We start from the raw sequence: 9,482 nt of genomic DNA on the forward strand, positions 1-9,482 counted from the left end.
GGCGCTGTCGCGCTACGTGAGAGCAGGCGAGAAGATCCACGCCGACGATACGCCCTTGCCGGTGCTTGCTCCGGGTCGCGGGCGCACGCGCACCGGGCGGCTGTGGGTGTATGTGCGCGACGACAGGCCGGCGGCCGGCACGGCTGCGCCCGCCGTGTGGTTCGCCTACTCACCGGACCGGCGCGGCGCGCACCCGCAGCAGCACCTGCGCGAATTCAGCGGCATCGTGCAGGCGGACGCCTTCGCAGGCTTCGATGCGCTGTTCGCCGGTGGGCGGATGCAGAAAGCGGGTTGCTGGGCACATGTGCGGCGCAAATTCTTTGATCTCGTGCGCGCGCACGATTCACCCATCGCCAAAGAGGCGCTGGTGCGCATCGGCGCCCTGTATGCCGTCGAAGCTGCTGTGCGTGGTGCGCCACCGCCGGTGAGGTGCGAAGCACGCCAGATGCGCGCTCGTCCGCTGCTCGATGACCTGCACGACTGGCTCACCACGCAGAGCCGACGCGTGCCGCGCAAGTCCGGCATCGGTGAGGCGATCCAGTACGCGCTCAACCACTGGCGGGCGCTGGTGCGCTACGCCGGCGACGGGCGCATCGAGATCGACAACAACGCGGCCGAACGCGCGCTGCGAGGCGTCGCACTCGGGCGCAAGAATTATCTGTTCGCAGGCTCCGACGCCGGAGGTGAGCGCGCAGCGGCGATCTACAGCCTGATCGGCTCGGCCAAGATGAATGGGCTGGACCCGGAGGCCTATCTGCGCGACGTACTCGGGCGCATTGCGGACCACCCGATCAATCGCATCGAGGAATTGTTGCCATGGAACATCGAAGCCGAAGCACACGCCGAACAACGGCAAGCGGCGTGAAATCTGACCCGGCCAGCGACCCGCTGGCCACACTCGAACACCTCAACGCGCTGATCCAGACCGAAGGCCAGATCACCTTGGGCCTCATGCGCCCGGTCGGCTGTGTGGCCATCGCCAACGACGATCACACCTGTCTGGCGATGCTGCGCAAGCGCAAGGACGAAACCCTGCATCAACTGCTCATCCGTCTGGATGCCGCCATCGGCAAGGCATGGGACGAGGGCGAATTCGCCGACGAGATCAACTCGCCGCGCTGAGCACTCAAACGCAAGACGGGGGCGGTCGGACGCTTACGATCAATCTGGCCGACGTCATGCCATTTCAGATCGCTGTCCGCCACAGCTGGCTCTGCCAGGCACCCATGGTTGCATTCGACGATCCAGCGTTTCTGAAGCACCGTCCGACAATAGTTGTAATTCAGTATATTCGGGTCACAGCCGACCGCCAGCGCCAGTGTGCGACACACACACCGATCGCCGTGCTCTGCCGGTTTGCGGATATCCATGGCTGAAATGATGAGGCCCCGATTCCGGGGCCTTTGCTGGACGCTTACTTCCCATCTCGCGGATGGAAATGCTTGCTCTGATCCTTGGCTGCATTGGGCTTATCGGCCTTGGCATCCGGCATGCTTTGCGGCATGCCGGTTTTTTCCTGGACATGGGAATGCGGCTTGCTCGCGGTCTTGTCCATTTGGGCCTCGGCGGCCTTCGGGGCGGCGGCCTTTTCGTCGGCGAAGACGACGCCGGTCATCGTGGTGCCAGCAAACAGAACGGCGGCAATGAGGGAGGAAACTTTCATGATCTTGGCTCCTGAGTTTGGGGATTTAAACGGTCCGAATCGAGTGAACAGTTGCAGTTTGTGCTTCCGTCACTGTCAACAAGGTGACTTGCTGATTACATTGCTGTCAGGAAACGAGACTGAATATGGATTCACCAAATGCCCGACTGCTTCCGCAAGCGCATCACGCAATTGCCGTTCGCTACACCCCATCAGAATTCCGTCTTCCAGCGCATCCTGGGCCACCTGACGAAGTTCATCCAGGTTCTCGTTGAGCACCTTGATTTTTTCCGTACAGGCAATGAGCTTCCCGGATGAGTCTTGCCAAAGCACCGGCCTTGACGACATCATCAAGTTCACTTTGCCGAATGTCGGGCCAGCGTCTGCAATACTCGATGTTGGTAATCCAAGCTATCGAGGGTGCATGCCTTCCAATACTCGATGGATGAAAAGCCGACGGCAGCCCACCATGCCCCTGTTTGCCCAGGCTCACCCAGAGAAAACGACGGTGTTCGCTCAAGGAGTTCCTTGAGCGGGGAAATCTGTGTGGAAAGCATCTTTTCCAAACAGTCGAGATTCACGCCAACCAACCGGGCAACCAAATCCAAATGGAAGTCGGAAGGTGCATTGAAGATGGCGAACGCATTGTGTACGGACATGATTTTCTCCCTGCTGCACGATCAAGGCCCATTGCCTCGTAGGGAGAGTTTGCCTGTGGGTAGCTGTCACGCCCATAACGGGCGCATTACAACCCGGTCACTGTTTCGTCAGCTTGTTGCCGTGCTGCTCGCAGAGAGCGATTATTTCTTGGTCTGGGCGCTTAGCCCCAGAAAGACTTGTTGCCTCCGCCTCTCGAATTCGGCTGCGGAAACTCGCCACTGTGGGTCATGTGGGCAGTTCAGTTCGGCAGCAACAAGCCGACGCACATAAGCCAGCGCGGATGCCTTGCCTCGCGTAAGCAGCAACAAATCTGCCTTTGCCGCATCAAAGCCATCGCGATGATGGTCTCTCAATCCGGTGGTGAGCACCACAAGAATGGCAACTGCATCCTCAAACGGTCGCATTGAATCATCTTCGTTGGACAATTTTTCCCCCATATAGTGCTTTGTTCGAACCATCCGCTATTGGATGCCAACCTTCCGCTGCTCAGCCCGCACATAGGCGGTGACGTGGGCGACGTCGTCGGGCGTTACCCCTTTCACCGGAGCCATGTCGCCAAATTTCCAGTGATGGGCCCGCACACCGTTGGCCACGGCCAACTGGAATGCCGCATCGGCATGATGTGACGGCTCATAAATCTTGTGCAGCAGGGGCGGTCCCTTTTCCGATCCCTTCAAGTCGCCGCCATGACAGCCTGCACAGTGATTGGCGAACAGCGCCTTGCCCATGACGGGATTGGGCATTAGGCCGGGGCCGGGTTTGGGAATGCTCCAGCCTTGAGCCAGGGCAAGGCTGGGCAGCAGCGCCACAAGAAACGATGCAGGAATCCAAAACAAACGCTTACGCCTCATTGTTCCATCCCCCGTTTCATTCGCCACTGCTTGACCAGCGCGTAGATAGCCGGGATGACCGCGAGCGTAAGTACCGTCGAGGAAATCATCCCGCCGACCATCGGTGCCGCAATGCGGCTCATCACCTCGGAACCGGTCCCTGTCCCCCACATGATTGGTAGCAGGCCAGCCATGATTGCCACCACCGTCATCATTTTCGGGCGAACCCGTTCCACGGCGCCTTCCATGATGGCCTCGTAGAGATCGTGCAGCGTTGGCTCCTGATTTTCCGTCCGGCGTTTGGCCTTCAATTCTTCCCAAGCATGATCGAGGTAAATCAGCATGATCACCCCGGTTTCCGCCGCAACCCCGGCCAAGGCGATGAAGCCCACGGCGACGGCGACGGAGAGGTTATAACCAAGCAACCACATCAACCAGACCCCGCCGACCAACGCAAACGGCACCGACAGCATGACAATCAGGGTTTCGGTCAGTCGCTTGAAGTTCAGGTAAAGCAGCAGAAAGATGATCAACAGCGTCACCGGGATGACAATCTTCATTTTCTCGATAGCCCGTTCCATGTACTCGAACTGGCCGCTCCAGGTGACGTAGTAGCCGGGTGGGAACTTGACCTGTTCGGCGACCGCTTTCTTGGCGTCGGCCACGTAGCTGCCAATGTCGCGGTCGCGGATGTCGACATAAATATAGGCGGAGAGCAGGGCGTTTTCGGTACGGATGCTGGGTGCGCCCTTGGCGACAACGACCTTGGCCAGTTGCCCGAGCGGAATCATCGCCCCGTCCATGGTCGGGATCAGCACTTCGCGGGCGATCTGCTGCGGATCGGAGCGCAATTCGCGCGGGTAGCGCACGGTGACACCGAAACGTTCCCGCCCCTCGACCGTGGTGGTCACCATCTCACCGCCCAGCGCCGTGCCGATCACATCCTGCAGGTCGCCGATGGCCAGGCCGTAGCGCGCCAGTTGCTCGCGGTCCGGTTCGATATTGAGATAGAAACCGCCCGTGATGCGCTCGGCGAAGGCACTGGTCGTGCCGGGCACGGCTTTGACCACGGCCTCGATTTCCTTGGCCACTTTTTCCATCTCACCGAGATCCTTGCCGAAGACCTTGATGCCGATCGGCGTGCGAATGCCGGTGGACAGCATGTCGATGCGGGCCTTGATCGGCATCGTCCAGGAGTTGGCGACGCCGGGGAATTGCAGGGCCTTGTCGAGTTCGGCAATCAACTTGTCGGTGGTCAGGCCCGGGCGCCATTCGGATTCCGGCTTCAGGTTGATCACCGTCTCGAACATCTCGGTCGGCGCCGGATCGGTCGCCGTATTGGCGCGCCCGGCCTTGCCATAGACCGAAGCGACCTCGGGGAAGCTCTTGATGATCTTGTTCTGCGTCTGCATCAACTCGGCAGCCTTGGTGATCGACATGCCGGGCAGCGAAGCCGGCATGTAGAGCAAGGTGCCTTCGTTGAGCGTCGGCATGAACTCCGAGCCGAGTTGAGAGGCTGGGTAAATAGAGGCCACCAAGGCAACGACGGCAGCAACGATGGTCATTTTCTTCCAGCGCATGACGCCGACGATGATCGGCCGATAGGCCCAGATCAGGAAACGATTCACCGGATTTTTCGCTTCCGGCATGACCTTGCCTTGGATGAACAGCATCATCAGGACAGGCACCAGTGTCACCGAAAGCAGCGCGGCGCCGGCCATCGAGAAGGTCTTGGTGAAGGCGAGCGGCGAGAAAAGCCGCCCTTCCTGGCCTTCCAGCGCGAACACCGGGAGGAAGGAAACCGTGATGATGAGCAGCGAGAAGAACAGCGCTGGGCCGACTTCCTTACAGGCGGCGAGCATGGCGTCGGCGCGCTCGGCCTTGGTGTGCTCCTCGGGCAGGCGCTCCAGGTGCTTATGGGCGTTCTCGATCATCACGATGGCGGCGTCGATCATGGCGCCGATGGCGATGGCAATGCCTCCCAGACTCATCAGATTGGAATTCATGCCCAGCGAGCGCATGGCGATGAAAGCGATCAGCACGCCGACCGGCAACATCAGGATGGCGACCAGAGCGCTACGAACGTGCATCAGGAAGACGATGCAGACCAGTGCAACGATGATCGCTTCCTCAATCAGCGTCCGTTTCAACGTGTCGATGGCGTTGTGTATCAGTTCGGAACGGTCGTACACCGTCTGTACCGTGACGCCCTCAGGCAAGCCGGGACCGATTTCGGCTATCCGGGTTTTTAGATTGTGGATGACTTCCAGCGCGTTGGCACCATATCGCGCCATGGCGATGCCCGACACAACTTCGCCTTCACCGTTGAGTTCGGTCAGGCCACGCCGTTCGTCGGGCGTCAATTCGACGCGAGCGATGTCACGGATCAGCACTGGCGTGCCCTTGTCGCTTTTGAGGACCAGCGTTTCGAGGTCGCTCTTACCGCGCAGGTAGCCCTTGCCGCGTACCATGTACTCGGTTTCGGCCATCTCGACGACGCGTCCGCCGACATCGCGGTTCGAGTCGCGGATCACCTGCGCCACCTTCATCAGCGGAATGCCGTAGGAACGCAGTTTCACCGGGTCGACGGTGACCTGATAGGTCTGAACGAAGCCGCCGATCGATGCGACTTCGGCGACGCCGTGCGCCTTGGTCAGTTGATAGCGGACGTACCAGTCCTGGATGGTGCGCAGTTCGGCCAGCGTCTTGTCTTTGGCGAGCAACGCATACTGGTAAACCCAGCCGACGCCGGTGGCGTCCGGTCCAAGCGACGGCGTGACGCCCTTCGGCATGCGGCTGGAGGCGAAATTCAGATATTCAAGGACGCGCGAGCGCGCCCAGTAGATGTCGGTACCATCCTCGAAAATGATGTACACGAAGGAGGCGCCGAAGAACGAAAAGCCGCGCACCACCTTTGATTTCGGCACCGACAACATGGCCGTGGTGAGCGGATAGGTGACCTGATCCTCGACGACCTGCGGCGCCTGGCCGGGATATTCGGTATAAACGATGACCTGCACGTCCGAGAGGTCAGGCAAGGCATCGATCGGCGTGCGCAATACGGCATAAATGCCGGCGATGGTGATGAACAGGGTGGCGAGCAAGACCAGGAAGCGGTTCCGGCCCGACCATTCGATAATATTGGCCAACATGGGGTGACTCTCCGTGGTTCTCGGTCAGTGACCGGCGTGCGGGTTGGCCCCGGCGGCCGGCGTGCCGGCTCCCTGGTTTGCTGGCAGCGGCTTGACGGCCGTAATCACCCATTCACCGGGTTGCCGCTCGACGAACTCGACGGCGACTTTGGCTCCCGGTTTCATCCCTTGCAGCAGCGATGCGTTGGCGGCCTTGAACTCCATGGTCATGGCCGGCCATTTGAGGCTGGCGACCGGGCCGTGATTGAGGCTGATCGTGCCGGCTGCCGCGTCGACGCCATCCACCGTGCCTTCGGCCTGGTGGCTGGCGCCTTTGGCAGTTGGCTGTCCGGGTGCTGCCGCTTGCCCTTCTTTTGGGGCGGCGCCATGGGCGGCGTGGCCGAAACCGCCGACCGCTGCCTTGAGGTTGCTCTCGGCATCGATCAGGAAGTTGGCGGCGACCACTACCTGTTCGCCTTCCTTGACCCCCTCCAGCACTTCGACGTGATTGTCGCTGCGCGCCCCGAGTTTGATATCGCGCGGCTCGAAGCGGCCTTCGCCTTGCTGGATCAGTACGATCTGGCGGGCACCGCTGTCGATGACGGCGGAGGTCGGCACCGTGACCACCTGGCCTTTGGCGCCCACCGGCAGTTCGACCTGGGCGAACATCGACGGCTTGAGCAGCAGCCCCGGATTTGCCAGTTCGACGCGAACCGGCACGGTACGGGTCTGGGCGTTCAAGGTCGGATAGACATAACTGATCGTGCCGTCGAAAGTCTTGCCCGGATAGGCATTGATCGTCACCTTGGCCTTGCTGCCAGATTTGACCAGGCCGATGTCCTGTTCGAACACGTCGGCGACGACCCACACCGAGGAGAGGTCCGCGACCTGATAGAGCGCCTCGCCGGGCATGAAGCGCATGCCCTGGACGGCTTTTTTCTCGGTGACGATGCCGGCCACCGGCGAGCGGAAAGTCATCGTCCGCTTCGCCTCGCCAGATTTGGCGAGGGCCTTGACCTGTTCTTCCGAGATATCCCAGTTCTTCAGTCGCAGCAGGCTGGAATCGGCCAGTTGTTTCATGCCGTCCCGCGCCGGGCCGCCGGCTTCTTTCAGCGATTCGACGCCTTGGGCGGCAATCGCATATTCACGCTGGGCGGAGACCAGCTCCGGACTGTACACCTCGAACAGCGGCTGGCCTTTGCCGACCGGCTGGCCAGTCACATTGACATGCAGGCGCTCGACATAACCTTCGAACTTGGGCGAAATTGCGTACATGCGGCGTTCGTCCGGCTCGATCCTGCCGGATGCGCGGACCACCTTGTCGAGCGCGCGGAGTTGGGCGGCTTCGGTCCGCACGCCGAGTTTCTGCACCTTCTCGGTACTGATCTTGATTTGGTTGGCGGCCGCTGGTTCGTCGTCATCCTCGCCTTCATAGACGGCGATGTAGTCCATCCCCATCGGGTCTTTCTTGGGGGTCGGCGAGGTGTCGGGCAACCCCATCGGATTGCGGTAGAAGAGCAGCTTCTTTTCTTTCTTGGCCGGCTCGGCCGCGCTGGCCGCGACCGGAGCCGCTGCATCGCCATGGGAGGCTGTGCCTCGTCCGCCCAGCCAGTAGCCACCACCGGCGGCTACGGCAAGCGTGATGACGCCGATGGTCAGTCCCGCACCCTTGTTCATAGATCTTCTCCTAAAAGTCGTTCGATTTCGCCCAGGCGGGCTTGGCTCTCGGCCTGAGCCTTGATGAGATTCTGCTTAGCCTGCCGGATCTGGCGCAGGGCGTCGATCAAGGTGGCGAAATCCACCTTGCCGGTCTCATAGCCGGGCAGCGCCGCCTGAAAGGTCAACTCCGCCTGGGGCAGCAAGCTGGCGGTGACCAGGGTTTCGGTACGGCGCGCCGCCTCTATGCTGGCGATGTTTTCGGAAAGCTCCGACAGCACCTGGTTGGAGGCCGCTTCCTTCCGGCTCCGAGCGGCTGTCAGCATGGCTTCCGATTCGCGCTCCTGGGAGCGGCGCGTGGCTTGCTGCAAGGGGATGTTGATCTCGACCATCAGGTCCCACTGCTTGACCGAGTTCTGGAATTGGTTGGGGGCGACGCCAAAGGTGAAATCCGGGTAGCGGTTCTTGTAGGTCAGTTCGCGGCTCTTTTCGGCCGCCTTGATCCGCGCGTCTTCCACGAAGAGCAGGGGATTGCGGGCACGCACGCGATCTTCCAGGGCGGCATAGTCCAGTTTCGCCGGCGCCGGCAGGGTTCGCAATACTGCCGGTTCGGCCAGGGCGGCCGGCGCCGGGCGCGAGAGCAGCGCGTTCATGCGGGCCCGCAGGCCCCGCCGCTCGTTTTCCAGGGCGATCAGGTCGTTACGCAGATTGGTCTGCTCCACCTGGGCGCGGACGACGTCCTGTTGAGCGGCGAGCCCGCCGGCGTAGCGGACCTGGGCTATTTTTTCCAGACGGATCATCAGGTCGAGGATCTCGCGGGTCAGGCGCTCGTTGCCGTGCACGTAGTAGAACTGGGCATAGGCCGTCTTGATGCGGGCGGAAAGTTCGGTCCAGGTGCCCAGTGCGCGCCCTTTCGCGGCTTCGGCTTCCAGTTCGGCGATGTCCCGCTTCAAGTCGCGCTTGCCGAACCAAGGGACCTCCTGCATCAAGGTATAGCGCGTGCTACCGACACGACCGGGAGACAAGGTCGGGTTCTGCTCGCCGCCCTTGGTGATGTCCATCAGTTCCGCACGCAGCCTCGGGTCGGGCAGTGCCCCGGCCGGCGTGATGCGTTGGCCGGAGGCCTCGGCTTCCGCCTGCATTGCCGCGTACTCGGGGTTCCGCGTCTTGGCGAAATCGAGCAGGCTGTCAACCGAGGCGCCGATAACCGATTCCTGAGCCAGTGCGGGCATGCCCAAACCGATGGTCAGGAGCACGGCAAAAATGGGGGCAAGCCTGAATCGTCGCATAAAATCTCCCTGTGAAACGCGACAGCGTAAAGCGATGGACAGCCATCGCACTGGTGGAGGGCTTGCGAATTGGCGGAACCCCTGTAGTTCGGGCTTCAGCCCGACCTACTACACATGGCACCAGGATTTCGCAAGGGAAACGCTGATCAAAGCCACCCTTCCGGGATTTTTCGTCCGTGAGGCAGCAACTCCGAAATTCGCATCGTCATGACATCGAATTTCGGCTCTTTTTCAGCCCCGAATCATCGACCCGAGGCCCTTTCGGGGTTCATCG

Annotated in this window: 10 protein-coding genes; 2 read left to right on the plus strand and 8 right to left on the minus strand. The window is 61.2% G+C overall.

Translation table 11 applies throughout. From position 1 onward, the window contains the following. Positions 1-865 (plus strand): IS66 family transposase (locus Q8Q80_RS14125; RefSeq protein WP_305633524.1); only part of this gene is annotated, 865 nt, incomplete at its 5' end. Then, positions 862-1,122, plus strand: a complete 261-nt coding sequence (locus Q8Q80_RS14130) for a hypothetical protein (protein ID WP_305626422.1) — start codon at positions 862-864, stop codon at positions 1,120-1,122. The genes Q8Q80_RS14125 and Q8Q80_RS14130, both read left to right, overlap by 4 nt. A gap of 292 nt (positions 1,123-1,414) precedes the next feature. On the opposite strand, the gene Q8Q80_RS14135 is transcribed toward Q8Q80_RS14130, so the two are convergent. The 8 genes from Q8Q80_RS14135 to Q8Q80_RS14170 all read right to left on the minus strand — a co-directional run bounded on the left by Q8Q80_RS14135 (position 1,415) and on the right by Q8Q80_RS14170 (position 9,175). Next, positions 1,415-1,663, minus strand: a complete 249-nt coding sequence (locus Q8Q80_RS14135) for a hypothetical protein (RefSeq protein WP_305633525.1) — start codon at positions 1,661-1,663, stop codon at positions 1,415-1,417. Between the two features lie 75 nt (positions 1,664-1,738). Then, positions 1,739-1,993, minus strand: coding sequence for a hypothetical protein (locus Q8Q80_RS14140; protein ID WP_305633531.1), 255 nt, complete (start codon positions 1,991-1,993; stop codon positions 1,739-1,741). Between the two features lie 5 nt (positions 1,994-1,998). After that, entirely contained in the window at positions 1,999-2,301 is a 303-nt protein-coding gene (locus tag Q8Q80_RS14145; RefSeq protein WP_305633526.1) for a hypothetical protein, read from the minus strand. Positions 2,302-2,442: 141 nt separating this feature from the next. Continuing rightward, the gene (locus tag Q8Q80_RS14150; RefSeq protein WP_305633527.1) at positions 2,443-2,739 is read right to left on the minus strand and encodes a hypothetical protein; all 297 of its coding nucleotides are present in this window, start codon (positions 2,737-2,739) and stop codon (positions 2,443-2,445) included. Between the two features lie 24 nt (positions 2,740-2,763). Next, entirely contained in the window at positions 2,764-3,153 is a 390-nt protein-coding gene (locus Q8Q80_RS14155) for a cytochrome c (RefSeq protein WP_153131985.1), read from the minus strand. After that, a complete protein-coding gene (locus tag Q8Q80_RS14160; RefSeq protein ID WP_305633528.1) occupies positions 3,150-6,284 on the minus strand; it encodes an efflux RND transporter permease subunit in 3,135 nt (1,044 codons plus the stop codon). The genes Q8Q80_RS14155 and Q8Q80_RS14160 overlap by 4 nt, the downstream gene beginning before the upstream one ends. 24 nt (positions 6,285-6,308) lie before the next feature. Continuing rightward, complete coding sequence (locus Q8Q80_RS14165) at positions 6,309-7,940, minus strand: efflux RND transporter periplasmic adaptor subunit (protein WP_305633529.1); 1,632 nt, start codon at positions 7,938-7,940, stop codon at positions 6,309-6,311. Then, entirely contained in the window at positions 7,937-9,175 is a 1,239-nt protein-coding gene (locus tag Q8Q80_RS14170; RefSeq protein WP_305633530.1) for a TolC family protein, read from the minus strand. Before Q8Q80_RS14170 ends, Q8Q80_RS14165 begins: the two co-directional genes overlap by 4 nt. Between the last annotated feature and the right edge of the window lie 307 nt (positions 9,176-9,482).

Source organism: Methyloversatilis sp., assembly GCF_030698125.1.
GTDB lineage: Bacteria > Pseudomonadota > Gammaproteobacteria > Burkholderiales > Rhodocyclaceae > Methyloversatilis.